The organism is Ruegeria sp. BI7 (genome assembly GCF_056537925.1).
Window position 1 is genome coordinate 138,608 of the sequence record NZ_JBQFSK010000002.1, and the last position, 25,285, is coordinate 163,892.

Here is a 25,285-nt window from a genome sequence, read left to right on the forward strand (position 1 = left end):
GATCAGCCCTCCTTTTCAATCTTGGTCAGGCAGTCGCGCAGCGCCAGCCCGTATTCATATTTTGCCGGACAGGCAAAGCCGACAAGGCCCAGATCCTCTTCGTCCAACTCCATCGCACCCAACGCTTGGGCGCTGTCAGTATCCATCACCAGCAGCGCGCGCAGCAGTTGTGTTGGCAGATAATCCTGCGGCATCAGCCGCTCAAACACACCGGTCGGCACCATCGCGCGGCGACCGCCGTTCAGGTTGCTGGTGAACTTATAAAGTTTGTGCGAAAATGCCGAGCCCAGCACCGGTTGAACTGAGTATTTCGACGGCATCGGACGAATCCAGCCCATCGGAATTTGGTCGTGATCTTCGCGGATGATGCTGATCTGACGCGCGAAACGTCCCAGATATGCGGTTGGTCCTTCAGCCTGCGTACCTGACAGGATCGACCCCGAAATGATGCGCGGAGTGCCGTCCACGTCGATCTCGCCGTTGGTCAAATCGTCGGTCGAAGCACCCATGACGGTGCGGATCAGACGCGGCTGACGCGCGCCCGGGCCGCTGAGTGCGATCACGATGTTCGGATCCAGATGACCGGACTGCATCAAGCGACCAATGGCGATCACGTCCTGATAACCGATGGTCCAGACCTGCTTATCCCCCGCCAGGGGTTCAAGGAAATGAATATGCGTCCCGGCCAATCCGGCGGGATGCGGGCCCGAGAAAGCCGCAGCTTCGACCCCCGGCACTTCCGCGCCCGGAATGGCGTCGCCTTCCTTGTGGCACAGATAGGTCTTGCCTTCGGTCAGCTTGGTTATTGCGGCCAAACCGGCTGCAAAGGCCTCACCGGCATCGGCAATGATTACGGCCGCGTCTGCCGCCAACGGTTCACTGTCCATGGCGGTGACGAAAATCGCGGCCGGAGTGGTACCCGGCATCGGCAATTTCGAATAGGGCCGGGTACGGAAGGCGGTCCAAAGACCGGCCGCGCACAGCTTTTCCGTCACGCCTTCGGCACTGTCCGCATTGCCCACACCCGAGAAATCAATCCCTGTATCGTTCGGGTCCGAAACCTCGATCACGACGCTCTGCAATACACGGCGCGCACCGCGATTGATTGCCACGATCTTACCACTCAGCGGGGCGACCATCATCGCCTCGGGCGCATCCTTGTGGCAGAACAACGGCGTACCGCGCTGAACCGCGTCACCTTCCTGCACCAGCATGCGCGGTTTCAGGCCCAGGTAATCCCCGCCCAATACCCCAACGGTTTTAAATTCAGGTCCCGGCTGGATGGTTTGATCCGGCGCGCCTTGCACCGGCAGCTCCAACCCTTTTTTCAGTTTGAAAGTTTGCATGTTGCTACTGTCTTCCAAGCCTCTTTATCTGCGCCGGTTAGACCAACACTTTAACAGTGTCGGACAATAACGCAGGATTTTTTAACAGTCGTCGCAAAAGCGTCGAAATGCGTCCAAATTCCGCGGGCGTACTTCCGATTTGGGCTCCTTTACGCGGGGATGATGCTAAAAGCAAACCCGTTGCCGCCAAAATCACACAATGATTTTCACTTTCCTTTGAAATGTTTCCATTTTAGCGCCCAAAAATTGCTGGTCGCGCCCAGTGCCCTTCCAGTGTAAGCACGCCCAATGGAACAGACGCGCGAATTTGAGATTTTTCTGGTGGCCACCCCCGGGCTTGAGGCGCCTTTGCAGGCCGAAGCCGTCGAAAAGGGATTCGCAGATGCCAAAATTGTGCCCGGCGGGATAAGCTGCCATGGCGGTTGGCCCGAGGTTTGGCGAGCAAACCTGTGTCTGCGCGGTGCAAACAAAGTACTGGTCCGGATGGGCACATTTCCGGCAGTACATTTGGCGCAGCTCGACAAGCGGGCGCGCAAGTTCCCCTGGTCCGATTTTCTGCGTGCCGACATCCCGGTCAAGGTTGAGGCGACAAGCCGGAAATCCCGCATCTATCATGCCGGGGCCGCCCGCCAAAGAGTCGAGCGGGCAATCACCGAAACGCTGGGCGCGCCGATTTCATCCGACGCTGGGCTGCGCGTGTTGCTGCGCATCGAAAAAGACATTTGCACCTTCTCGGTCGACACCTCAGGAGAACCCTTGCATAAGCGTGGCCACAAACCGGCGGTGGCCAAGGCCCCGATGCGCGAAACCATGGCTGCGATGTTTTTGCGCGAATGTGGTTTCGACGGAGCTGAGGCTGTTCTGGACCCGATGTGCGGTTCGGGTACTTTCGTTATCGAAGCGGCCGAGATCGCAGCCGGGCTAAATCCGGGCCGTTCCCGCCGTTTTGCCTTCGAAGACCTGCACGGATTCGATTCGCGCGCTTGGGCCGAACTGCGCAAAGACGGACCGCCGGTAAACTTGGACACTGTCTTTTACGGCTCGGACCGGAATGCCGGGGCCGCCGAGGCCGCCGCCACCAATGCCGATCGAGCTGGGGTTGCCGCACACACCCGGTTTCAGTGCCGGTCGGTCAGTGACATTAAGCCGCCACCGGGCCCCACGGGTCTGGTCATCGTCAACCCGCCCTATGGTGCAAGAATCGGGGACGAGAAACGCCTGCGCTCTCTGTACGGCAGCCTGGGCAAGGTTCTGATGTCGCGGTTCAGCGGCTGGCGGGTGGGTATAGTGACCAGCAATCAATCACTAGCCCGGGCCACGCGCTTGCCTTTGCTCCCTGCCGGGCCAGTCGTCGATCACGGTGGCACGAAAATCCGGCTGTACCGCACGGATCCCCTACCCTAATTGCTAATGCAGCGGTGGCGCAAAGGACAGTTTCTGCTGGGCACGAATTCCTGCATTTGGCCCCATAATCCCCTTGCACATCCGATTCCTCGGGTATAGATCACGCGCCACGGTCGGAGTGTAGCTCAGCCTGGTAGAGCACTGTCTTCGGGAGGCAGGGGTCGGAGGTTCGAATCCTCTCACTCCGACCAATATCACCTAACAGACTAACAGATCTAAACGGTGCAACCGCGTCTCTATTAATGATGCGTTTGCTGTTCGGCAATAAGTTTGGCCGAGAGCGATCTGCTCATCGCGCCCGTATCAAAAACCAAGTTTTTCAACATCCGTTCCAACCACTGTAATGCGCCCGAGGTCAGAAGAAACGTCTCGGGCACCGTCACCCATTCAGCAATCCAAACGCCACCTGATCGTTCGTGTTCATGCAGGGTCAGTTCGCCTATTTGCTCGGCGCGTTGGCGCCCAAGGCGGGCTACGGCTTCGCCGAATTCCGATGCACGTTGGTTTCGTTTGTGGGCCATCGCGGAAGACGCGCCTTGACCAGGTTCCTGAACCTCAAGGAATTCTCCGATGTCAGACGACGACAACTGATTGACGTTATGTGCAATTTTACAAAGCGTCCCGCACAGCGCACCTAGGGCAGTGATGATGTCAGCCACCCCGTCCCGCGCATTCTGCCAATGAGGCTCGACCACATTCAGTCCAAGAGATGCGGCGATACCATTTTTGATGCGCTGACCGGTCCCGTTTTCATAGCCACGCAAATCGCCAACAGGTCCACCAATCTGGACATTCAACCCACGTCCTGACGCATCTTTCAGCGCCTGTGAACGGCGTTCAAGTTCCGATCGCCAAACCAATAACTTTGTGGCCAGCTGAATCGGCACTGCGAATTGCCCGTTTGTGCGACCCATCATCATTGTGTCGGGATGAGAAGAAATATGATGATCAATGGCCGCGATAACGCCATCCAGAGCGTCTTGAACAAACTCTAGCCCCAGCTTCATCTGCAAAGCCATCGCAGTATCCATAATGTCCTGCGTGGTAGCACGGAAATGCACATAGGCGGCGTATTCCGGAAGGAGGGTGCGCATCTGTTTGACCAATCCGACAATCGGGCGACCGACAAACATCATTTCCTCTTGCAGATCGGGCTTGTTAAGGTCGCAGATTGACAGGGAATTTATTGCCTTCGCCGCCTCAGCTGGGATCACGTTGGCCATTGCCTGATGCTCGGCAAGCACCTGCTCCACGCGCAACCAGGCCGAGATGACTGTATGTTCCGACCAGATGGACCGCATGTCGGCGCTGGAAAAACAATCCCGGTAGATACCATAATCAAGCATCTCCAAGCCCTCCTTGTGCGATCCGGCGTTCCTTGACGATACCGCGAATTCGGAATGCCATCGCCGCAAGCCCGACCAGCAGGAACGCAAGCGCGATGGGGCGTTCCACAAAGACCAACGCCCCACCTTCGGACATCAGCAACGACTGGCGAAAGGTTTCTTCCGCGCCTTTGGCCAACACAAAAGAGATGACGAATGCGGCAACATTGAAATCAAATTTGCGCATCAGCCAACCGGCGAAACCTGCAACTGTCATGACGGTCACATCAAACATCGACCCACGTGCGGAATAGGCAGCCACAAACGAGGTCAGAAAGATCAGCGGATAAAGAACATTGGTCGGTATCTTCAGGATCAACCGCGCAACCTGCGTAGCCCCGAAATAGCCGATCAGACCGTAGGCAAGAATGCCAAGCATTCCACAGGCGAACAGTTTATAGACCAGTTCCTTATCCGTCAGGAACAGGGTCGGGCCAACCTGAATGCCGTGGATCAGGAATACACCCAGCAGGATTGCACCGATGGTTGAACCCGGAATACCAAGCGTCAACAGAGGTGCCATTGATGGGCCGGAAACCGCGTTATTGGCGGCCTCGGGCGCGGCCACGCCTTCCATCGCGCCCTTGCCCCACATTTCCGGGTTTTTGGCGCGGCGCTTGCCTTCACCGTATGAGATGAACGCGGCAATGGCTGAACCCAGTCCAGGCAGAACACCGATGCCCGCACCGATGAACCCGCCTCGGAAAGCGTGCGGCAGGCAGGGTTTGTACTCTTCCCATGTCAGAGTGTTTCCGTCCGCCGTGCTTTCGTTCTCTTTGGTGTCACCCGTGGCTTTGCGCCGGGTTTCAAGCTGTGCAAAGACCTCACCCAGAACGAATACGCCGATCATCAGCGGCACAAGACCGATGCCGTTGGACAGCTCGAATGAGCCGAACGTATAGCGTTCTTCGCTTGAGATCGGGTCCAGTCCGACCATTGCAATCAGGATACCCATCAGCGCCGACGCCAACCCTTTGACGATGGAGTTTCCGATGACCGATCCAATCACCACAAAGGCTGCAAAATAGATGGCGAAGGTTTCCGGCGGGCCCAGTTTCAGGGCAATGGCCGCAATGAAGCCGACGCCAATGACCAAAAGAATGTCACCCATCAAATCCCCGATGATCGATGAGATTGTCGCCACCTTCATCGCTTTGCCCGCCTTGCCGGCGCGTGCCAGCGGATAGCCGTCAATCTGGGTCGCCGCGCTGGCCGCAGTACCGGGCGTATTGAACAGGATCGCCGCAATCGACCCGCCATAGCGGCCGGATTTTCCGATCACATAAAGAAAGGCGAGCGCAAAAATCGGCGACATGTAAAAGGTAATGGGCAACAGCATGGCAATCGCAGCCGATGCCGTGAGGCCGGGCGTGGCACCCACGATCATGCCAACAACCGCAGCAAGGACAATTGCAAACAGCAGCGTGGGGTCTGTGATAACCGAAAGAAGTGCGGGAAAGATTTCCATAGTGGATTACCCCTGAATCCAGCTCAGCAGATCGAAAACCTCGCCATAGGGAGGGTAGACGCCGAGCAGGACAAAAAAGATGAGATGGAAGATCAGCGGGCAAAGGATGACAGACACGGCCAGCCCGATCCGGCTGCGCACACCGAAAAAGTAAAGGACAAGTGGTGCGACAATGGCCGTTGGCAGTAAGTAACCGAACCAGCGGAAGGATTGTTGATAGATCAGAGCAATGATGAACAAGCCAATGATCTGCAAGGCCGCGCCATTATCTTGTGCGTGGCTCGCTCCACCCGTCGTCTGACGTGCTGCACCCGCCAGCATAAGGCCCGAGAGAAACAGCAGGGCAACTGCGGCAGAGAACGGCACAATCCCGGCCCATGTATCCCCTGGAGATGCCGCAGGCACCTGCCAGGCGCCCCAGATTGCAAAAATCGAAATGAGGGCAAGCACTAGACCTTCTGCATAGGCACGCATGACGATCCTCTCTATTTTCCGTCGTTAGAATTGGGCCGGGGGATGATCCGCCGGCCCCAGGAGCTTTAGTTGGTCAGGCTTTCAACCAAGGGGGTGGCGTCTTCTTTCATCGCCGAAAGCGCCGCCTTGGCCTCCGCACCGCTCTGATAGACCGGGCCGGTCCCGCGTGAGGCGAGAAGTTCGGCGAATTCCGGCTTGGCAGCGATCTGTTCGAGCGCGGCCTCCATCGCGGCGACCACCTCTGCAGGCGTCCCTTTCGGAGCAAACACGATTACTGGCGAGGATACTGCAGCAAATGGAATACCCAGCTCCCCAAAAGCGGGCACCTCAATCATAATGCCGTCACGCTCCTGACTGTTGACCGCCAGCGCGCGCAGTTGTTCTTCAAAACCTGCCAGTTGCTGAACTCCAAGGAAGCCGAAATCAGCCTGTTCACCGATCAACGCGGCACGGGTCGGCCCGCCCCCTTTGAACGGCACATCCTGAGCTTCGATACCGTTATTGGCCAAAAAACCCATGCCGCCAACGTGATGGAAACCACCGCGGCCCGAATGAGCCCACCGCAATTGGCCGGGGTTGGCCTTGGCGGCATCGATCACGTCCTGAACGGATTGAAAGGGGCTGTTGACCGGAACCATCAATGAGGTCTGCAACTGGCCAACCTGTGCCACGAAGTCAAAGCTTTCCAGCGCGTCGATCTCAGTATCGCGGGTCATGGTCGACAGCAGGAACGACCCCCCCGACGTCATCATCATAGTGTACCCGTCAGGACGCGCGCCAACGACTGCATTGGCACCGTTCAAACCACCCGAACCGGGTTTATTCACAACTACCACAGGCACGTCCAGAATACCTTCGGCAGCGGCCGAAATAGCGCGCGCATAAGCATCTGTGCCGCCACCCGCCTTGTAGGGGACAACAAGGTTGATCGGGCGTTTCGGCCAATCCGCGGCAAAGCTTGCTGTAGCTGTGGCGGTGACGGTAATTGCTGCGATGGCAACACCAAGAAGAGTTCTGCGTTTCATGAGTAACCTCCCAATTTCACTTGGGATCAAATTACGCGATTTCTTCAATTGTAAAAAATGCAAAGGTGTTATCTACTCTTGCAAATTATGAAAGAGTAGAAGGATGAATATTAAAGCCCTGCGCGCGTTTCGCGCTACTTTATCCGAAGGATCCCTTGTCGCCGCCTCTAAGATTCTCCATCTCAGCCAACCTGCTGTCAGCCGTTTGATCACCGGGCTTGAGGCCGAGCTGAAATTGACGCTTTTTGATCGCAGTGGCCGCAACCTGACACCGACGCCGGAAGGGTTGGCCTTTTACAAAGAGGCCGGCAGGATTCTGGACAATCTTGACGAAGTTCCGCGCATCGCAGCCGAGATCAAAGCGGGGCGCACCGAAACGCTCCGCATTGTGACGATGCCCCGGATTGCACAATCCCTGTCCGCGCCTGCGGTGGCACGGTTCATGCAAGAGAACCCCAGCACCAATGTAAACCTGGATGTCCGGGCAAGACGCGAGGCGGGAAAATGGCTGGCCGGGCGGGAATACGATATTGGAATTGGGGCGTTGCCCGTCGATCATCCCGGCATCGTCTCCAAACCCCTCTTCCGAGTAAAAGCGCAGGCGGTTTTGCCCGCAGGCCATCCGCTTTCATCCCGAAGTCATTTGACGGCGGATGATCTTGCCGGGGAACCCGTTATACGTCTGATGCATGGTCTGCTGTTGCGGGATCAACTGGACGACTTCTTTCGTTCCGCCGGTGTGACGCCCAGACAAACCTGCGAAGTCGCCGCCTCGCAGCTGGCTTGCGCGCTGGTGGGAGAGGGCGCGGGTGTCACGATCGCGGATGAATTGGTGGCCGCTCAGGTCGCGTTCGCAAACCTTACGCTTGTTCCCGTGGCCCCAGAGCGGTGGATGACCTTTGGGCTGCTTTATCCGGTTTCCGAAACAGGGTCCAAAACTCTGCCGCTGTTCGAAAAGGCCTTGTTCGACGTCGTCAACGAATTGGCACAGCAGAGTGAGACGCTTGAACCCACCAATTAAAGCAACCTCAGGAACCGAACATTGGCGACAAAGGGTCGTCCGATATGCGAAATGCGCGGCGGTATCTTGACGGTCCGACTGCCGCGGGGTCTCAAGTAGCTCGGTCCTTTAGCGGCGCGGCAACTGAACCCAGTATGATATGGGCATGAGCGTATGCGCGCCCACCAGCGGTCCTTTGCCTTGACTGCAAGTAGCTTTTCGCCGATCCACCAATTCTCGCATTTTCTCCGTCGTGCCATAGTTTAAGATGCGGCCCATCGCCAAAACTCTGGTCTGGCAGAGAATCAGTTACTAAAGGCCCTGTACGTGAATATTGAAAACCGCATGACACTGCCGCCTCGCCATGAGTTGCGAAATGTGCGCAATCGGGGCATTACCTTCCTGGCCCTGGCGTTTCTGTTCAGCATCTTCGTTAACCTTCTGATGCTGACCGGGCCTTTGTTCATGCTGCAGGTTTACGATCGGGTCCTGGGCTCGCGCGCTGTGGAAACGCTGACAGCACTGTTTTTGCTGGTGGCCCTGCTATATGGCCTTATGGCGATGCTGGATTTTGCCCGCGGCAGAATCGTGGCTAGATTCGGTGCCCGGTTCCAGTCTGAACTGGATGAACGTGTGTTCGACGCCACCCTGCGCCGATCACTTTTTCCACAAGCACGGTCCGCTCCGGCCACGGCATTGCGCGATCTTGAGTCGATTCAGAACCTGTGTGCCTCGCCCGTTCTTTTGGCGGTGATGGATATTCCGTGGACACCAGTATTTCTGGCAGCAATCTTCTTGTTTCACCCGTTGCTAGGCTGGTTGGCCGTGGCGGGCGGGAGTTTGCTTATCCTGATCGCCTTGTTGAACCAGTGGCTAACCCACAGCAAGGTGGCTTCAGCACAAAGGGCGTCGGCCCAGGCCAACGCGTTTTCCGAACACGCAAGACAAGCGGCCGAAGTGGTGCGATCGCAAGGCATGCAAGAGGACATAACCCAACGCTGGCAGCGGCAGCGCACCAATGCCCTGCGTCAGACCATAGCCGCCAGTGACTGGACAGGCAGCTTTACCTCGCTAACCAAATCACTGCGGTTGTTTTTGCAATCGGCCATGCTGGCGCTTGGCGCTTGGCTGGTGCTGCGCAACGAACTAACGCCAGGGGCGATGATTGCCGGCTCTATCTTGTTGGGGCGGGCGCTGGCACCCGTTGAGCAGGCGGTTGGCCAATGGGGTATGGTTGAACGGGCCCGCACGGCCTGGAGTTCGCTTAACCGGTTTCTGGATGCGACCCCACCTGAAAAACCTCGCACCAAACTGCCTGTGCCCGAGGCCCGGCTGACCGCAAAAAGCCTAACTGTCATTCCTCCGGGTGCGGACAAGCCGACGCTGCGCAATGTCGCTTTGCGGCTAGAACCAGGTAAAGCGCTTGGCGTCATCGGTAAAAGCGGCTCGGGGAAATCGACGCTGGCCAAAGCCCTGTTGGGCCTGTGGCAACCTGCCGCCGGGGAAATACGGTTGGGTGGTGCAACACTGGATCAATATGATCCCGACGATCTGGGCCAGCATATTGGTTACCTGCCGCAGGAAGTTACTCTGTTCAACGGATCCGTGGCTGAAAACATTGCCCGCATGTCGGAAAATCCCGATCCTGACGCGGTTGTAGCCGCAGCAAAAATGGCCAACGCGCATGATCTGATCCTGTCATTGAGCAAAGGATATGACACATTTCTGGAAGGCAATGACAGCCAATTGTCGGGCGGGCAAAAGCAACGTATCGCACTGGCCCGCGCCCTTTACGGCAACCCGGTTCTGTTGATTCTGGATGAGCCTAACTCGGCCCTGGATGCCGATGGGACCGAGGCGCTGAACGCCGCTGTTCGAGGTCTGAAAGAGGCCGGAAAATCAACCATCATCATGACCCACCGCCCTCAGGCAATTTCGGAATGTGACGATCTGGCCGTTGTCGAAAACGGGCAAGTTGTGAAATCCGGCACTCGGGATGAGGTGCTGGGTGCAATGGTACAAAACGCTGGCGCCATCAAACGCGGCCTCAGTCAGGTGAAAAAAGATGCAGGATAAGACGGGTAAAGACACGCGCCCGGTGTGGCACATCACGATACCAGCCTTGGTCGGTTTTGTGGCTTTGCTGATTTTGGTTGGCGGGCTTGGCATCTGGTCCGTGCAAACCCGACTGGCCGGGGCGATCATATCGCAAGGAACAATCGAGGTTCAAAGTAGCCGACAGGTAGTGGAACATCCTGATGGTGGCGTTGTGGGCGAGATTTTCGTGCGCGACGGTGACGAAGTCGCCAACGGAGACATGCTGGTCCGTTTGGACGATACGTTTTTATCTTCGGAGAAAACGATCGTCGAATCTCAACTGTTTGAGTTGTTGGCACGTAGAGCCCGATTGGTGGCCGAACGCGACGGTGGCGATGCCCCAGCCTTGGCAGCTCTGCTTGAAGAGATTCAAAAGCAGGATGATATCGACGCTGAACTGATTGCCGGTCAGCAACGATTGTTCGAGGCCCGTCTGGAAACACTGGACCAACAGACCCAACAATTGGGCAAACAGCGGGTTCAGATCGACAGTGAAATCGAAGGAACCGAGGCACAGCTAGTGTCCTTGCGTCGCCAGGTGGAACTGATTCAAAACGAGCTGAAGGACCAACAAGACCTGTTACAACGCGGTTTGACTCAGGCCAGCCGCGTGTCCGCCTTGCAGCGGGAAGAGGCCAGCCTGACGGGTGAGATTGGTAGACTCGAAGCTGCTGTGGCTCGCCTGAAAGGTCAGATTTCAGCAACCGAGATTGAGATTGTCGAATTGACGGCCACGCGGCGGGAAGAGGCTATTACCGAACTGCGGGACGTTCAGACGCAGATCGCTGAGTTGGCTGAGCGACGTCTTTCTCTGGAAGAACGGCTATCAAGGTTGGACATTCGCGCACCCGTTGCAGGTACGGTCTATGGCAGTCAGGTTTTCGCCCTGCAATCGGTGATTCAACCAGCCGAGCCTATGATGTATATTGTACCCCAAGACACGCCGTTGCTGGTGGCAGCGCGCGTTGATGCGATCCACGTAGATCAATTGCATATTGGGCAACCAGTGGCGTTACGGTTCACGGCTTTCAATCAACGAGAGACGCCTGAGATTGACGGGCGGGTAGTCACCGTCTCGGCGGATACATTCACTGATGACGTAACTGGTCAGACATTCTACCGCGCCGAGGTCGCCCCCGAAGACAATCAGATCGAGCGGTTGAATGGGCAAGCCCTGTTACCGGGCATGCCGGTGGAAACCATGATCAAGACCGACGAAAGAACCCCTTTGTCCTATATGGTCAAACCCATGGCCGACTATTTCAACCGGGCTTTCCGTGAATAATGGGCTGCGGTTTCAGACCGGTTCGAGGTTGCCCAGAAGGATCGAAGTCATATCGGTGCTAATCACATTGTCGACCACAGTGACATCGACACCGGTTTCATAACTGACATTGTTCTCGGTAATCCCGGACAGGTCTGTGTCATCATCAAGGAAAACCCATTCCGCTTCATGCGCGGTGGGCAGACCTACGGCTATTTGCAAGATGGCCAGCGCATCCAACGCATTGACCATTCCGTCCTGTGTAATATCGGCCGCGATCAGGTTCTCGGGCGTGGCCGGACCCCAGGTCAGGTCCAACCCGACCGACATGCGCAAAACCTGCAACGCATCCAACGCCGTGATCTCATAGCTGGCCGTCGAATAGGTTTTGATAATATCCAACTCCCCCTCAAAGGTGCCTGACGGCAAATCCAGATCGAACCGCCCCTCGTCATCCGCCCTGACGCTGATGGTTCCGCCGCCATCCGGTGTAAATCGAATCTCAGCGTCCGACAGGCCCGGATTCGCGGCCTCAGAGTTGACAGTCACAGTGCCCTGCACTCCATCCGAGCTGCCAGGATCCAACCCGCCAAAATCGCCAAAATCGACGGGGATATGATCCGGCCCGCCAAAGCCCGCGCCAAACACTTCAGCGCTGGTCAGGGGCCCTCCGGTTGAAGAGTTGATCACGATGACCTCATCGAGAAATTTGATCTGCGCCCCCTGCGCCGTGGCTGTGAACATCAGTTGCCCCGGCGTGCGCAGCAGCGGATAGTCGAATAAATCCAACCGGTCGGTTCCGGCCTGAAAGCCGTTAATTGTTGTGGGGTCACTGCCGTATTGCATAACAAAGATATCCGCGCCGGCACCCCCATGCATGGTTGTTGCGCCTATACCTGCGATCAGAATGTCGTCACCTGCGCCACCCATCAGGGTTGTTTCGAGGATACTGCCGCTGAGCATGTCATTCTGTGCAGTACCCGTCACCGTACCAAAGCCATCGCGCACGATGCCCAAATCCGCAATCGAAACGCTGAGTTGCGTCAAGCCTTCATCCTGTTGCGCGCCGACAAGAATCTGAAGCTCGTCCCCGACATGGGCAACACTCAATGTTTCGACATTCTGCAACCCGCTATGAATAGTGTCGGCAAAGCTGTCCTGATGCACCAATTGCCCGCCTGGTGTCAGCGTGAAAAGGGAAACGCCATCATCGCCGCCACCAGCAACAACAAACACATGCCCGTCAGACTCGATCACGGCTAAATCCTGAACCGTTTCGAACCGTGTATGCAAGGAATCCAAAACATGATCCGTGGGGATCAATCGCCCGTCACCCGCTAACTCCATAACGCTCAGCGAGTTGCTGCCTGCCCCCGCCACAACGACCCAGGATTGGCCATAGGCTTGCACCACTTCGACCGCCGTCGGTGAAGCAATCCCTAAAGTCGCTAGCGCGTCGCTGTTGTCGACCACTGTCAGCACACCGGTGTTTTGATCGACATTGTAGGTGCTGATCGTGCCGGTGGTCGCGTCGGCTGCAATCACGAAATGATCCGCCCCGGCTTGCAGAACTTGCATCGAATCAGCCTGCCCCGCGATCGACGCCGACAGGCTCAATGTGCCGTCCCCGTTCACAGTATAGGTTGCAATCTGCCCTGTCGATTCGTGCGCGATGGTCAGGATATCGCCGAACTGCACTAGGGCCGAGATATCTCCACCGCCGGTCAGTGTCCCCGTTTCCTGAAGCGGGCCTACGGTTCCATTTGGGTTCAGGTCATACCCGATCAATCCAGTCGCCGTACGTACATCCAGAACAAGCTGATCGTCTCCGGCCAGCGTTACAGGCATACCGATATCGCCAACCTGAAACGTGATCGTTCCACTGAAATATTCGGTGTCTTGCAATTGCGGCAGCGCACCTTCGACCAGCTTCCAAACCGCGATACCGCCGCCCGGACCGGTCACGCTGTACAGATACGTGACGTCATTAAGCGTTTTTAAAGCCGTATGGCCGATACCTGAATCGAGCGCTGTGCTCCCCGTTGCAACCACTCCTTTGAACTGAAGCATCATATCCAATCACCCCACGCCACACCCGGCACCGATTACAGGATGATCCGATGCCCAGTCCGAAACCAAAGCTGGAATGTGGAGAAAACGAGGAGTTCGGCTTCAGTTTAACTCAATTTTTTCTGGTCCGGCCGCATGAGTCACCGAAGAGAAAGACAGATGAACAAGGCCTGGATCCTTCGAGCGGATGCGGAAACCACATGTGAGGGCAAGATGACCAAAGAACCTGAATCCAAGATCAACCCGGCCGATGCTCAGCCTGATACCGAACGCAAGCGACACATCCGCCAGTGGATTGACGGCAAGATGCGCCGTTGGGCCGGACGTGGCATTTTTGGCGGGCTCGGGTCAACGATTCTCGCGCTGCCCGCCCTGGCGCAGGCCACAATCGAAGAGCTTTATGCGTTCCAATTCGCGGAAACGATTCCTGGCGTAAGATCCGTCAAGCTGTTGGACAATGGCGACGTTCTTTTGAAATTGGCCGATGGTCGCAAGATGGTTGTCGCCGCCGAAAACGTACAGGTGCTTGATAGTGGCGCAATCATGATCGCCGAAGACGCCGTGTCCGAGATTGCCCAGTTCAGCCTGGCAGAGGCCGGAGGCGCCGCAGCGGCAGGAGGTCTTAGCGGCGCAACCGCGGCGCTGGGTGGTCTTGGTTTGGCGGGTGCTGCAGCGGCTGTCGGGGGCGGCGGCGGTGGTGGCGGAGACGACGATACCGCGCCGTCACCTGCACCTGCGCCTGCACCGACACCCAGCTATCCGGTTCTCAACTTGGCAGGTTCGCAGGGCGATATGCTAAGCACGGCACGCACTGGACTGACTGCACCAGAGGGTACTGAAACTGTTGAAGTGACGATCGGATCGCTCACCAAAACCGTAACCCCCGAAGATGACGGAAGCTGGAGCCTTTCACTGACTCCTGCCGAGGCCGCAACCTTGCCACAGGGCGTGCAAACCGTAACGGTCCGCAATCTCGACGCCGAGGGCACGGAATTGTCAGCAGAAACAGTGACATTTGCCGTGGATACCATCCCACCGACCCTGACCATTACAGGGTTTTCGGACGGGGCGGTGATGAATGCCTCGGAACAGACCACCGATCTCAACGTAGTCGGGACAACGAACGCCCAGGACGGGCAAACCGTAGTCGTCACGATCAACGGACAACCCTTCACCGGTACTGTTGCTGGCGGACAATGGAGCGTATCGGTCCCTGCCGCCAATCTGGCGACCCTGCCGGACGGTGCCACGATTGCGGTCACCGCAGATGTCAACGATCAGGCAGGCAACTCGGCAACACAAGCCGATGCCAGCTTTGATACAGACTTTACCGCTCCGACGATTACTCTGGACCCTGTTGCCGGCGGGTCTATCGAATTGATCGATGTCAGCGCCGACCTGACCCTGACAGGGTCAACCACAGCCGTCGACGGTCAGACGGTTTCCGTCACATTTGACGGTCAAACATATTCAACCACGGCCACGGGTGGCGCATGGAGCGTAACAGTTCCAAGCGCCGATCTGACCGGGCTATCGACGGGTGTTCCGGCAACCGTCAATGTCACGGTCAGCGATGCCGCCGGCAACATTTCGGTCCCGGCTTCGGCTTCTGTTCCTGTTGATTTGACGGGCCCGTCTATCTCCGTTTCTCCGCTATCCGTTGGCGGGCTTCTCAACGCGGTTGAGGTTGGGTCCGATCTGACAATCTCGGGATCGACGGCCAATGTTGAAGACGGCCAGCAGGTCACCGTTACCTTGAACGGCCAAACTTATACAGACACGGTCTCGGGCGGGAGTTGGAGCGTGACAGTGCCGGCCGCTGACTTGGCATCCCTGGCTGACGGAGGAAGCTTTGCGGTGACTGCCGATGTTTCCGATACCAATGGGCTGGCAGCACCACAAGCCAGTGTACCACTTGCCAAAGATGCCACCGCCCCGACCCTGTCAATTGACAGCTTTTCGGATGGTGCTGTTTTGAACGCGACCGAGCAGGGAACAGACTTGACCATCACCGGTTCGACCACGGCCGAAGATGGTCAGCTCGTGACGGTTTCGATGAACGGTCAAACCTATACCGGGGTGGCCTCGGGTGGCGCATGGTCTGTCACTGTTCCTGCGGCGGATCTTGCCGCCTTGTCTGACGGTGTCACCATTCCGGTCACGGCAGACGTGTCCGACGCGGCGGGAAATCCGGCGATCCAGGCCAGCAACAGCTTTGATACAGACTTTACCGCCCCTTCGATCAGCGTCACAGGCCTGTCGGATGGCGCCGTCATGAATGCCGTGGAACAAGGCACAGACCTGACTGTCAGCGGTACCTCTGACGCCGCAGACGGCACGGTTGTCACGGTCGAAATCGCCCGACCCGACGGAACCGTGGATGTCACGGGCACCGCTACGGTCAATAGCGGCAGTTGGAGCTATACAGCCTCGGCTGCAGATCTTAGCGCATTGCAGGATGGCGTATCATATGATGTCGATGCTTCGGTAACCGACGCGGCAGGCAACAGCGCGCAGGACACCACAAGCTTTGCCACTGATTTCACTGTTCCGACAGTGACTCTCGACCCCTTGCCGGTTGGAACCGAATTGGACGTGACCGAGCAAGGCAGCGACCTCATGATCTCGGGCACGACCAGTGCCGAGGATGGGCAAACCGTTTCCGTCAGCCTGAATGGCCAAACATATACCGGCACCGCGTCGGGTGGTTCCTGGACCGCAACCGTCCCTTCCGCTGATTTGGCAGGCCTTGCAGACAGTACGGGCTATCCGATTTCAGCCAGCGTAACCGATCAGGCCGGAAACCCGGCCACTTCGGCGACCATCACATTGACCACTGACCTCCGGCCGGTATTGACCATGAACCCTGTCGGTTCAAACGGCGCTGTGTCGTTGGCCGACGCGCAGGCGTCAGGTGTAACCGTATCGGGCACATCTGCCGGATTAAGTGCAGGTCAGGCGGTGGACGTCACCCTGAATGGCAGCCCCGTCGGTTCTGCGACGGTCGCCGCAGATGGAAGCTGGTCTCTAGCTGTTCCTGCCTCGGATTTCTCGGGGATTAACGCAGGTGACGACCTTGATTTCGCCGCCGACGCAACTGTTACCGGCGGTCCGGACCCCCTGACCGCAAACGATGACAATACGGCCCATGAACCAGCCGCCTATGTCATCACACAGGCCGGAATCAGTGGAAACACCGTGACATTCGAGATCTACGCAGGTGCGGATCGGGATATCTCAAGCGGTCTTGCCATGACGGCAGAGCTGGGCTTTGACCCATCCGTCGTAACCTTCGACACTGGGTCGGATGTGGGCAACGGGGCATTCGATTTCTTCGTGTCCAACCCGATCGGAGGGAACGTGATCCGCTTTGCCGGTGCAGCAACCACCTTCACGGATCTGAACCAGCCTCTGGTTACATTCGAGATGACCGTTGTTGACCCAAATCAGCCCATCGAGTTGACTATCACGACCCCGGATGGCGGTCCAAGCGTCTACCAGATTGGCACTAGCGGTGACGACACCTTGGTAGCCTCTGGTTTGGATAATTTTATCCGCGGTCAAGACGGTGATGATGCGATTGACGTTTCGGACGCTGGGCGCGACGTCATCATCTTCGAAGCTGATCCAGCTGCAAACGGTGTCGATACAGTGACAGGCTTTACGATTGGCACCGCAGCCGAAGTGTCCGATGCCGTTATATTCAGTGGCCTAAGCTTCGGAACACTTCGCGGAGATGGCACCGATGTCGAGACACTGGCCGTCGGTGACGCGATCGGCGCAGATACCGGGGTCGTCGGTCTGACTACGGTACTGGGCGACCTGTCTGAGAACACGATCGAAACTGCCGTTGAAAGCCTGACTGGAATTCAAGCTGGCGACGAGATTTACGTGATGGCGACGGATGGGACCGACAGTGTGCTGGTCAAAGTCGACTATACCGCCCCGAACTCTGCAACAGTTGAAACCGTGGCGCAATTCTCCGGATTGGATGACCTAAGCGGTCTGAGTGCGGACAACATCCTGCACACCGACCCCACCGGGGCCACAGCCTGATCAGAAATTCGGCTGCCGCCGTTTCTGGCGGCAGTCACCCAAATCACGGGGTAAAAATGGCGCAGAATGGCCTGGTTCCAGTCACCTTTTCCCGGCATGGGCGGCGTTACTGGACACGTTTCATGTCTTACCAATTCGCGGCCAATCGCGCTGAATGCGCAATTGTCTTTCAAGAAGCTCAACAAGCGGCCACCACTTTTCCCATTTTGTTCAAGAAAACAGCCAGAGGTTATGAGCCAACCGGTATATTGTCCGTTCTCAAAGATAGGCCTACCCCATTTGTATCGCAGGCGGGCCGGTGGCTTGCCGCCTATGTGCCCTCAGCTTTACGTTGCTATCCTTTTCAGGCCGCACCCACCGGTCGCAAAAAGGCAGATCAGGCACCTCTGTTTCAATTAAATGTGGATGAATCCTCTGGGTTGCTAAGCGACGACCCAAAGGACGAAGCATTTTTTGACAATACCGGAGCCGTTTCACCTGCCTTGCGTGAGGTGAAAATCTTTCTTCAAGCCCGCGCTGCGGCCTGTGAGGCAACCCTGGCCCTGTGTGAGATCATCAATAGTCTTGGGTTGTTCGAACCAATTGCGTCACATGATGGGATACCCCTGCCGCCCGACAAGTTTGGGGTGTCGGTCCAGCGGCTCAAGACTTTGTCGCAGGTTGAAAAGCTGAAACTGGTCGATTCGGGTGCTCTTTTCTTGATCCACGCGCATCTGATTTCGCTGTCACATTGCGGGTGGTTGGCCCGGGCTCATCAACAGCTTGCACAGCAAAACCCGCAAGAAAAATACACGGAAAATTCAGATATTTCCGGTTTCCTCTACGCCATGGCCAACGCTCAGAATGACGACTTTCTCGGAACCAGTGGGGTGTGAAGCACCTATGCCAATACATGATCGCAGAGTAAAATTTGCAGCTTTAATCTGTCTCGCCGCGTTGTCTTCGGCTTGCACGCCCGCGCCTGATCTGACGGGGGTTGAAATGTCGCTTTCCCGTGGCTCAGCGGGCGCGGGCGCGAACGCTCCTTCACCGCGGCTTGCGCAAAGTGCATTTGGTCAAAAGGTCCGGGTCGCTGTCGAATCCAACCCCGAATTGGCGCAGAGCGCAACTCGACTTGAAGTCGCTGCTGCCAATGAGGACGCCGCAAAAGGGGCGTTGTTGCCGCAAGTGTCCATCGGTGTAAACGCACGATCCGAGCGCATTGAATCGGATATTGCTGACGTTACCCCCTATTTGCGAATTTCGCAGCTAGTCTATGACGGCGGCGCGGCCTCGAATGACCTGGCTGCCGCAAAAGCCCGCGTGCTTCAAAGCCGGGGCGACCAGTTGCAAACCGCGGCGGCAATCGCGTTTTCGGCAATCGAGGCCTATGTTGTGGTTCTTGACAGGCGGAAAATCCTGGGCATATCGGAACAGAACGTGTCGGCTCACGAAGAAATGCTTCGCCAAATAGCCGAGCGAACCGCGCAGGGTGTAGGTTCAAATGCGGATGTTCTGGCGGCCCGCTCTCGCATGGCTGACGCGCAGACAAGATTGGCGGATGCTGAGGCCAGACTAGATCGTGCGGATGCTCAGTTTCGCGAATTTTTCGGCTCTGCCCCCGGGGTATTGCCCCCTCCGGTTGCGGCCCCAAAACTGTCGAGAACTGATGCTCAGATCGTGATGGACAGCCCACAGGTTCGGCGGGCGGATGCAGCGCTGCTATCCGCAAAGGCCGAGCAGGCTGCTGCTCAATCCCGGCGCCAGCCTGGCGTTCAGGTTGCAGCCTTTGCTGATCGGAATGATAGCAATGACGCGAATTTCGGCGTCGATCTGTCATTCAATTACGAGATCGACAGCACAGGACAGCGCCGCGCTGCAATTGCGGCGGCAGAGGCACAGGTCAAAGAGGCTGAATTCACACGAGAATCCGTAATCCGGGACATACGGCGAGAGTTGGAATTTGTTCGCTCGGATCAGCAAGCTGGCGCAGTGCGGCTGCAGGCCGCCCGCATCGCAGTGCAGGCCAACGCCGACAGTGTCTCAGCAGCACGCGAGCAATTCACAATAGGACGGCGCAGTCTGATCGAAATCCTGGACGCGCAACGAGATTATGTGAACGCTCAGGAAAGATTGATCCTGGCTGAGCAGAATTTCTTCCTGACCAACTATGCCGCGCTCAGCCTCACTGGTGACATTCTGGACCTTCTAGGGATTTCATCGGCCAAGTGGGGTGAGGGTCTATGACACAACTGCTGCCAATTTCACGAGACCCCGAGCTTACGCCTTTGGAAAAATGCCTGTTGCACGTCGCGGCTCAACTGGATCGGCCGATGACAAGCGCCACTTTGTATGCCGCGCAATCAGGAACGACCGGGGAACTTACCCTCCGTGACGCTATCGAAGTGGCACAAAGGGCTGGTCTGCAGGCCGGATACGGCAAACGAAAGCTGCGGGATTTCGACACCAAACTGGCACCAGCGCTTTTGCTGTTGCAAGACAATAAAGCCGTTGTTTACCACGGTCGTTCGCCCGATGGGCATCTTTTGATTTTCGACCCTGATCTTGGGGCTGGTATCGGTGAAGTGTCAGAAGATAAGTTGAGGCACATTTACACCGGATATGCCATTTTGTTTCGCCGCAATTATCGCGACGAAGTATCAAACAGCGATTCCTCAAATTCCGGGCACTGGTTCTGGTCGGCAATGGCCGCAAACCGATGGTCTTACACACAGGTTATTCTGGCGGCAGCGCTCGCCAATCTGCTTGGCCTTTCAACGTCGATCTTCATCATGGTGGTTTATGACCGCGTTCTACCCAACGAAGCGACTGAATCCCTGATTGCGCTGACCGCTGGCGTCGGCCTCGCACTAAGCTTCGATTTCATCCTAAAGCTGTTGCGCGCCGGGTTCATTGATCGCGCCGGGCAAAAGGCCGACATGCTGATGGGGCGTCGTGTGTTTGACCAGGTTCTGAACATCCGAATGAAATCGCGTACAGGCTCGACTGGCGCCATGGCCAGCACAGTTCGTGAGTTCGAAACTCTACGCGAGTTCTTTACTTCGGCCACGCTGGTTGCGCTGGTTGATCTGCCGTTTATCGCGCTGTTCATCTTTGTCATCCATCTGGTGGGTGGACCGCTGGCGCTTATCCCGGCCCTCGCGGTTCCAATTGTGTTGCTTGCGGGAATTGCCGTTCAACCAGTGTTGGCACGCCTGGCAGAGAAAAGCTTTTCAGACGGGCAATCCAAGCAATCCGTTCTTGTAGAAACGGTTTCAGGGCTTGAGACCATCAAAACCACCGCAGCGGCTAGGCAAATGCGAACCCGTTGGGAAAATGCGATAGAACGACAATCGTCACACGGCGCGCGAAGCCGCACGGTGACGCAGTTTGCCCTGAATCTGACCGGTTTCACCCAACAGGTTGCACAGGTTTTGATCGTCTTCTATGGCGTGTTTCTGATCACCGACGCTCAGGCCAGCATGGGGGCGCTGGTTGCCTCAGTCATGCTAACGGGGCGCGCTTTGGCCCCGTTGGGACAGCTTGCCCAAACCTTGACCCGCGTCAACCAGGCCCGAAGCGCTTACCGCAGTCTGGATGCCTTGATGCAGGCCGAAAGCGAAAGGCCACAGGGACGCAATTGGGTAAGTCGAAACGGTTTCGAAGGCCGGATCTGCTTCAAGGATGTTCACTTCGCCTATCCCGATCAGACCGAGGACACTTTGACCGGCGTGTCATTTTCAATTGAACCGGGTGAGAAGGTCGCGGTTTTGGGGCCAATCGGCTCGGGTAAAAGTACAGTGGCCCGGCTGTTGCTTGGACTTTACCAGCCGCGCTCGGGGTCGGTTCTGCTGGACGGGGCAGATATCCGACAGATCGACCCTGGTGATCTGCGTCGAAACGTCGGGTCGATCCTACAAGATATCTGGCTGTTTTCTGGCACGGTACGCGAGAACATAAACAGCGGCACCTTCAGGCCACGCGATCAGGACTTGATCCATGCTGGGAAGGTGGCGGGGGTCGAGGATTTTATTGCCCATACCCCCAATGGGTATGACCTGAAACTGGCGGAGCGGGGCGAAGGTTTGTCCGGCGGTCAGCGGCAAGCCATTGCTTTGGCCAGGGCACTGGTCGGACGACCTCCGGTCCTGTTGCTGGATGAACCGACCAGCGCGATGGATGTAAAAACCGAGGCCGAAGTGATCCGTCGCCTGAAACAGGCAACGCAGGACACAACGATGGTTATCGTCACGCATCGCACCAGCCTTCTGGAGCTGGTGGATCGGGTCATTGTGATCGAAGGCGGGCGCGTAGGCGCAGACGGCCCGAAAAGCTTGCTGGTCCAACACGCCCGCAAAACACGGAGGCACCTGAATGTCGCGGCATCCTGATCTGGCCACACTCGCGCGTGAAATACGTGGACGCTCACCGTTACGTGGATCTCTGCTTTTGTTGGTGATTGCGTCCTGTCTTGTCGCGCTTGGACTGTGGGCTCATCTCACCGAATTGGACGACGTGACGCGCGTTGACGGTCGGATCGTGCCTTCGGCTGACATTCAGGTGATCGAAGCCACTGAACCCGGCGTATTGCAATCCCTGAAAATTCGGGAAGGGCAAGTGGTTGAAAAAGGAACGCTGCTGATGGAGTTCGAAACCACCCAGATCGACAGTCAGCTAAACCAGGAACAACAGCGTGCATTCGGGCTGATGGCGCGCACCCAACGTTTGCAGGCAGAAATTGACGGGACCGAACTGAGGTTTTCGCCGAAACTGATCAAAGGGTCCCCCGAGGTCGTGCATTCGGAAACCGCGCTGTATCAGGGGCGCCAATCCGAATTGCGTGCTGAAATCGCAATTCTTGAAAGGCAGCGCCAGCAACGCCAACAGGAATACGAAGAAGGGCTGGTGGATCGTGTGACAGCAGATCAGACGCTTAAGTTGCTGGCTGAAGAACGCGCGATGATGCAGCCACTGGTGGAAAAGAAAATGGAGCCAGCCACAACGCTTTTAACGCTCCGCCGTGGTGAGGCCGAATGGGAAGGCCGCAGAACGCGGGCCGTGGCCGCGACCAACAGGCTGAGAACTGGTCTAGACGAAATAGACGACCGCATCCGCGCAACGCGCAGCCGGTTTCGCAGCGCCGCGCTGACTGATCTGGCGCTGACGACCACAGAGCTTGCGGCGTTGCAACCCATTCTACCAGCACTGCGCAACCGGGCCGAAAGAGCACTGGTGCGATCGCCGGTTCGGGGTATCGTGAACCGGGTGCATCGCAGCACAATCGGGGGATTGGCCCGCAGTGGAGAGGAATTGATTGAAATTGTGCCTTTGAACGACACCTTGCTTGTCGAAGCCTATGTGCGACCAGAGGACATTGCCTTTCTTCACTCAGGGCAGCCGGTCAAGGTCAAGATCACAGCCTATGACTTTGCCCGCTATGGGGCTTTGAACGGTCAAATCACGCGCATCGGTGCAGACACGATCATGCGGTCCGAACGTAATGACGAAGAAGTTTTTGTCGTAGAAATTGAGACCAGCAACTCGATGCTGGATGCCAATGGTCTGGCTGTTGAAATCATCCCCGGCATGATTGCTGAGGTTGACATTCTGTCGGGCAAAAAGACGGTGCTGGAATACCTTCTGCAACCTGTGGTCAAAGTCAAAGACAGGGCACTGCGCGAATAGGTCAAAACGGGTTAAGCCCGGTTGTAGGTCCACGTTACTGACCAGATCCTACAGAAGGGGCGGCTGTCAGGACACCGGTTGTTTGAACTGCTTATCAAACAATTTCCGGAACACCCCATCGTTCCCGACCAGAGTTTCCAAGTTGCCTTCCTCAATAACCTCACCGTCCTGAATGACAATGATCTTGTCCGCTTCCAACACGGTAGACAGCCTGTGGGCGATGACAATCGTTGTGACATTCTCGGTCAGCTTGTCCAGCGCGGTTTTCACAAGGGTTTCAGATTCTGCATCAAGGGCACTGGTGGCTTCGTCCAGCAACAAGATTTCAGACTTTCGCAGAATTGCTCGTGCAATGGCCAACCTCTGTTTTTGCCCGCCAGACAAAAACGCGCCATTCTCACCCACTTGCGTGTCATAGCCGAATTGCATCTTGCTGATAAATTCATGTGCATGGGCGGCCCGCGCGGCTTCGGTCACCTCTTCGTCGGTTGCCTCGGGACGCGCAAATCTGAGGTTCTCCATAATCGAAGCGGAAAACAAGAACGTTTCCTGACCAACATACGAGATCTTTTGGCGCAATGAGGCAAAGCTTGCCCCCTGTAGATCCTGCCCGTCTATTTCAACCGTTCCGCTATCAGGATCATAAAAACGCATGATCAGGCCAAAGATAGTAGATTTTCCGCCACCGGACTGACCAACAAGAGCCGTTGTCTTTCCAGCCTCAAATGTCACGTTCATATCCGAAATGACATTGGGGTTTCCCTTGTACCCAAAACTGAGATCCCTTAGCCGAATTTCACCCGGTCCAGATTCCAGCGGTTTGGCATCGGGGCTTTCCCGCATGGGCTCTTCTTCGTCCAGCAAATCAAACATCAGACCGATCGGAACCAGCGCCGTTTCAATGACAACGCGCATCTTCGACAAACGTTTTGCCGGCTCGTATGCCATCAACAGCGCCGTGATGAACGACATCAGCTGACCTGCGGTGGTTGGGCCGCTTCCTGCGATACCTATGGTGCTAATCACCAGAACCCCGGCTATGGCAAGGCCCGCCAGAAATTCCATCAGCGGGCTGGCTACCGATTGCAGTTTCGAAATCGAGTTCGCCCGTTTTTCAACCGATCTGATCGCCCCATTCATCCGTCCGACCATATGATCTTCGAGAGCAAAGACCTTGATGATAGTTATGCCACCGGAGGTTTCCTGAAGAACCTTGATGATCTCGGACAGCGCCGCCATCTCGGACTGCATGATCGAGCGAACGCGCTTGAGCAGGAAACGAACACTCACCAAGGCAACCGGGCCCACGACAAAGAACAGCACTGACAATAAAGGCTGCTGATAGACCATTACGAAAACCAGACCGATCAATGTCAGTAAGTCTCGCACAAAGCTGGTGACAACGACGTTGACCAGCCGTCTGGCCGCCTGAGCCCCCTGCGTCACGCGCATCAAAAGGCCCGAGGATTCGTTTCTGGAGAAAAAGCCCACACCGCGCTTGATCAGCTTGGCGTAAAGACGCTCTTGTTGAACAGCGATGATGCGGTTTCCGGCCCGGGCCAAAAACACTGCCTGTACATAAGATGCAGCCGCCTTGCCGAAAAACAGCGCAATTACAGCCCCGGCAACCAGAAAGACCTGTGAGCGCATCTCAGGCTCGGTCATGGTGTTGACGATGTTTTCCATCATCCACGCGGTACCGGCAGTGGTTGCAGCAACCACAACCATGGCCATCATCGCGATCCCATACAACCAGCCCTGGCTGCGCAGGCTTTCGCCCAGCAAACGGCCGATGTGACCGGATTGCCATTTGGCCAAGGTTTTTTTGATCATTCTACTCTCCAAAACCCTTAGCTGTTCCGATACCCGGCAGCGTCATGGTCTTAACCCGCATTGCACCGGCAACCCCCGGACAGGATGGTGTTAGTTATGCGCGACTGCGCCAAGAATCCATAGCCCGTGCGCAGATAATAAAAGCTATGTGTTCCAGCTGACATCAGGTTTAGGATTTTGTCCTATTTTTCGTGTAACG

16 protein-coding genes and 1 tRNA gene are annotated in these 25,285 nt (G+C 56.7%); 10 read left to right on the forward strand and 7 right to left on the reverse strand.

The genetic code is table 11. From position 1 onward, the window contains the following. Positions 1-2: 2 nt before the first annotated feature. Positions 3-1,346, reverse strand: a complete 1,344-nt coding sequence (locus ACR0JB_RS08285) for a Na(+)-translocating NADH-quinone reductase subunit A (RefSeq protein ID WP_170394685.1) — start codon at positions 1,344-1,346, stop codon at positions 3-5. A gap of 288 nt (positions 1,347-1,634) precedes the next feature. Between ACR0JB_RS08285 and ACR0JB_RS08290 the strand changes: the two genes are divergently transcribed. Further along, a complete protein-coding gene (locus ACR0JB_RS08290; protein WP_170394688.1) occupies positions 1,635-2,750 on the forward strand; it encodes a THUMP domain-containing class I SAM-dependent RNA methyltransferase in 1,116 nt (371 codons plus the stop codon). Between the two features lie 114 nt (positions 2,751-2,864). Continuing rightward, positions 2,865-2,941: transfer RNA gene (locus ACR0JB_RS08295), tRNA-Pro, on the forward strand. A 48-nt stretch (positions 2,942-2,989) separates the two neighbouring features. Here the strand turns inward: ACR0JB_RS08295 and ACR0JB_RS08300 are convergent. From ACR0JB_RS08300 to ACR0JB_RS08315, 4 genes are all read right to left on the reverse strand, one after another. Then, positions 2,990-4,096, reverse strand: a complete 1,107-nt coding sequence (locus ACR0JB_RS08300) for a lyase family protein (RefSeq protein ID WP_170394739.1) — start codon at positions 4,094-4,096, stop codon at positions 2,990-2,992. After that, positions 4,089-5,603 carry a tripartite tricarboxylate transporter permease gene (locus ACR0JB_RS08305; RefSeq protein WP_480789819.1) on the reverse strand — a complete coding sequence of 505 codons (1,515 nt, stop codon included), beginning with the start codon at positions 5,601-5,603 and terminating at the stop codon, positions 4,089-4,091. The genes ACR0JB_RS08300 and ACR0JB_RS08305 overlap by 8 nt, the downstream gene beginning before the upstream one ends. Before the next feature lie 6 nt (positions 5,604-5,609). Beyond that, entirely contained in the window at positions 5,610-6,077 is a 468-nt protein-coding gene (locus ACR0JB_RS08310) for a tripartite tricarboxylate transporter TctB family protein (protein ID WP_170412148.1), read from the reverse strand. Positions 6,078-6,142: 65 nt separating this feature from the next. Then, positions 6,143-7,102, reverse strand: a complete 960-nt coding sequence (locus ACR0JB_RS08315; RefSeq protein WP_480789820.1) for a tripartite tricarboxylate transporter substrate binding protein — start codon at positions 7,100-7,102, stop codon at positions 6,143-6,145. Positions 7,103-7,205: 103 nt separating this feature from the next. On the opposite strand from ACR0JB_RS08315, the gene ACR0JB_RS08320 reads away from it, so the two are divergent. The 3 genes from ACR0JB_RS08320 to ACR0JB_RS08330 all read left to right on the forward strand — a co-directional run bounded on the left by ACR0JB_RS08320 (position 7,206) and on the right by ACR0JB_RS08330 (position 11,484). Beyond that, positions 7,206-8,123, forward strand: a complete 918-nt coding sequence (locus ACR0JB_RS08320; RefSeq protein ID WP_480789821.1) for a LysR family transcriptional regulator — start codon at positions 7,206-7,208, stop codon at positions 8,121-8,123. A gap of 324 nt (positions 8,124-8,447) precedes the next feature. Beyond that, positions 8,448-10,178 carry a type I secretion system permease/ATPase gene (locus ACR0JB_RS08325; protein ID WP_170350011.1) on the forward strand — a complete coding sequence of 577 codons (1,731 nt, stop codon included), beginning with the start codon at positions 8,448-8,450 and terminating at the stop codon, positions 10,176-10,178. Continuing rightward, complete coding sequence (locus tag ACR0JB_RS08330) at positions 10,168-11,484, forward strand: HlyD family type I secretion periplasmic adaptor subunit (protein ID WP_170394754.1); 1,317 nt, start codon at positions 10,168-10,170, stop codon at positions 11,482-11,484. Before ACR0JB_RS08325 ends, ACR0JB_RS08330 begins: the two co-directional genes overlap by 11 nt. 12 nt (positions 11,485-11,496) lie before the next feature. Here the strand turns inward: ACR0JB_RS08330 and ACR0JB_RS08335 are convergent, their stop codons facing one another. Continuing rightward, complete coding sequence (locus tag ACR0JB_RS08335) at positions 11,497-13,536, reverse strand: beta-propeller fold lactonase family protein (protein WP_170394758.1); 2,040 nt, start codon at positions 13,534-13,536, stop codon at positions 11,497-11,499. Between the two features lie 156 nt (positions 13,537-13,692). Between ACR0JB_RS08335 and ACR0JB_RS08340 the strand changes: the two genes are divergently transcribed. The 5 genes from ACR0JB_RS08340 to ACR0JB_RS08360 all read left to right on the forward strand — a co-directional run bounded on the left by ACR0JB_RS08340 (position 13,693) and on the right by ACR0JB_RS08360 (position 23,253). Beyond that, positions 13,693-17,589, forward strand: coding sequence for a beta strand repeat-containing protein (locus tag ACR0JB_RS08340; protein WP_480789822.1), 3,897 nt, complete (start codon positions 13,693-13,695; stop codon positions 17,587-17,589). A gap of 56 nt (positions 17,590-17,645) precedes the next feature. Continuing rightward, positions 17,646-18,464 (forward strand): SapC family protein, encoded by an 819-nt coding sequence (locus ACR0JB_RS08345; RefSeq protein ID WP_480789823.1) that lies wholly within the window; start codon positions 17,646-17,648, stop codon positions 18,462-18,464. Positions 18,465-18,570: 106 nt separating this feature from the next. Then, positions 18,571-19,815, forward strand: a complete 1,245-nt coding sequence (locus ACR0JB_RS08350; protein WP_170394763.1) for a TolC family protein — start codon at positions 18,571-18,573, stop codon at positions 19,813-19,815. Then, positions 19,812-21,959 carry a type I secretion system permease/ATPase gene (locus tag ACR0JB_RS08355; RefSeq protein WP_170394764.1) on the forward strand — a complete coding sequence of 716 codons (2,148 nt, stop codon included), beginning with the start codon at positions 19,812-19,814 and terminating at the stop codon, positions 21,957-21,959. The genes ACR0JB_RS08350 and ACR0JB_RS08355 overlap by 4 nt, the downstream gene beginning before the upstream one ends. Continuing rightward, complete coding sequence (locus ACR0JB_RS08360) at positions 21,943-23,253, forward strand: HlyD family type I secretion periplasmic adaptor subunit (RefSeq protein ID WP_480789824.1); 1,311 nt, start codon at positions 21,943-21,945, stop codon at positions 23,251-23,253. Before ACR0JB_RS08355 ends, ACR0JB_RS08360 begins: the two co-directional genes overlap by 17 nt. Positions 23,254-23,319: 66 nt before the next feature. On the opposite strand, the gene ACR0JB_RS08365 is transcribed toward ACR0JB_RS08360, so the two are convergent. Next, a complete protein-coding gene (locus ACR0JB_RS08365; RefSeq protein ID WP_170552109.1) occupies positions 23,320-25,086 on the reverse strand; it encodes an ABC transporter ATP-binding protein in 1,767 nt (588 codons plus the stop codon). Positions 25,087-25,285 lie beyond the last annotated feature (199 nt).

What these genes read in the sequence shown, in the direction of transcription:
- ACR0JB_RS08285 (WP_170394685.1), bottom strand. Translation starts at nt 1,346, where the DNA reads ATGCAAACTTTCAAACTGAAAAAAGGGTTGGAGCTGCCGGTGCAAGGC.
- ACR0JB_RS08290 (WP_170394688.1), top strand. Translation starts at nt 1,635, where the DNA reads ATGGAACAGACGCGCGAATTTGAGATTTTTCTGGTGGCCACCCCCGGG.
- ACR0JB_RS08300 (WP_170394739.1), bottom strand. Translation starts at nt 4,096, where the DNA reads ATGCTTGATTATGGTATCTACCGGGATTGTTTTTCCAGCGCCGACATG.
- ACR0JB_RS08305 (WP_480789819.1), bottom strand. Translation starts at nt 5,603, where the DNA reads ATGGAAATCTTTCCCGCACTTCTTTCGGTTATCACAGACCCCACGCTG.
- ACR0JB_RS08310 (WP_170412148.1), bottom strand. Translation starts at nt 6,077, where the DNA reads ATGCGTGCCTATGCAGAAGGTCTAGTGCTTGCCCTCATTTCGATTTTT.
- ACR0JB_RS08315 (WP_480789820.1), bottom strand. Translation starts at nt 7,102, where the DNA reads ATGAAACGCAGAACTCTTCTTGGTGTTGCCATCGCAGCAATTACCGTC.
- ACR0JB_RS08320 (WP_480789821.1), top strand. Translation starts at nt 7,206, where the DNA reads ATGAATATTAAAGCCCTGCGCGCGTTTCGCGCTACTTTATCCGAAGGA.
- ACR0JB_RS08325 (WP_170350011.1), top strand. Translation starts at nt 8,448, where the DNA reads ATGACACTGCCGCCTCGCCATGAGTTGCGAAATGTGCGCAATCGGGGC.
- ACR0JB_RS08330 (WP_170394754.1), top strand. Translation starts at nt 10,168, where the DNA reads ATGCAGGATAAGACGGGTAAAGACACGCGCCCGGTGTGGCACATCACG.
- ACR0JB_RS08335 (WP_170394758.1), bottom strand. Translation starts at nt 13,536, where the DNA reads ATGATGCTTCAGTTCAAAGGAGTGGTTGCAACGGGGAGCACAGCGCTC.
- ACR0JB_RS08340 (WP_480789822.1), top strand. Translation starts at nt 13,693, where the DNA reads ATGAACAAGGCCTGGATCCTTCGAGCGGATGCGGAAACCACATGTGAG.
- ACR0JB_RS08345 (WP_480789823.1), top strand. Translation starts at nt 17,646, where the DNA reads ATGGCGCAGAATGGCCTGGTTCCAGTCACCTTTTCCCGGCATGGGCGG.
- ACR0JB_RS08350 (WP_170394763.1), top strand. Translation starts at nt 18,571, where the DNA reads ATGTCGCTTTCCCGTGGCTCAGCGGGCGCGGGCGCGAACGCTCCTTCA.
- ACR0JB_RS08355 (WP_170394764.1), top strand. Translation starts at nt 19,812, where the DNA reads ATGACACAACTGCTGCCAATTTCACGAGACCCCGAGCTTACGCCTTTG.
- ACR0JB_RS08360 (WP_480789824.1), top strand. Translation starts at nt 21,943, where the DNA reads ATGTCGCGGCATCCTGATCTGGCCACACTCGCGCGTGAAATACGTGGA.
- ACR0JB_RS08365 (WP_170552109.1), bottom strand. Translation starts at nt 25,086, where the DNA reads ATGATCAAAAAAACCTTGGCCAAATGGCAATCCGGTCACATCGGCCGT.